This window comes from Polaromonas sp. P1_E3 (assembly GCF_056405935.1).
In genome coordinates this window covers 1-729 of sequence record NZ_JBFUBD010000772.1, presented here as the reverse complement: position 1 = coordinate 729, position 729 = coordinate 1, and the positions used below count along the sequence as shown (strand labels likewise).

Sequence of the window (729 nt, the reverse complement as noted above, 5' to 3'; positions counted from 1 at the left end):
AAGAAGAACTGGCCAGGCTTTCATTTCCGTCGGCCACCGTGAACCTGCCGGGCAGCAAGCTCCGGCTCGACATCGCACTGTCCATCCGGGTATCTTGGCTGGCAGAACTGGGCCCCAAGGCCGGCGCCGAAAAATTGTGGGCGCATGCCCTGTTGGCACGCGCCGCCTGAACTTCGCTTTTTGGCCTATGCTTCAGGCCATGTATATGCCACCACAGTTCAGAGGTGACCGCGAGCAGGCCGCGGCGCTTATCCAGGAACATGCTTTTGCCAGCCTGATCAGCGTTGATGACGCGGGGCTACCTTACGTCACGCATTTGCCGCTTCACCTGGAAGAGCGCCCTTCAGCGCCTGGGCCCGCAGGCTTTGTGCTCCTGGGCCATGTAGCCAAGCCCAATCCCCACTGGCGATACCTGCAGGCCCGGCCGCAAGCTGTCGCCACTTTTCTGGGGCCCCATGCCTATTTGTCGCCCAAGGTCTACCCCGACCTGGCGCGCGTGCCGACCTGGAACTACCTGGCCGTGCATTGCACCGTCCAGGCAACGCTGATCGAAGACCCTTCTGCCAAGGATGCGCTGCTCAAGAAACTGATCGGCGACCACGAACCGCCTTATGCCGAACAGTGGCGCGGCCTGGGCGAAGAGTTTGCCCACAAGATGCTGGCCGGTATTGTGGCTTTTGAACTGGAGGTCACTGACCTTCAGTGCAAGGTCAAGATCAACCAGCACAG

General features: G+C 60.9%; 1 protein-coding gene. It reads left to right on the top strand.

What is annotated here, in order from left to right:
* Positions 1 to 199: 199 nt before the first annotated feature.
* Positions 200 to 729: FMN-binding negative transcriptional regulator (locus AC1D0Z_RS23450; protein WP_477660517.1), on the top strand; the 530-nt coding region annotated here is incomplete at its 3' end.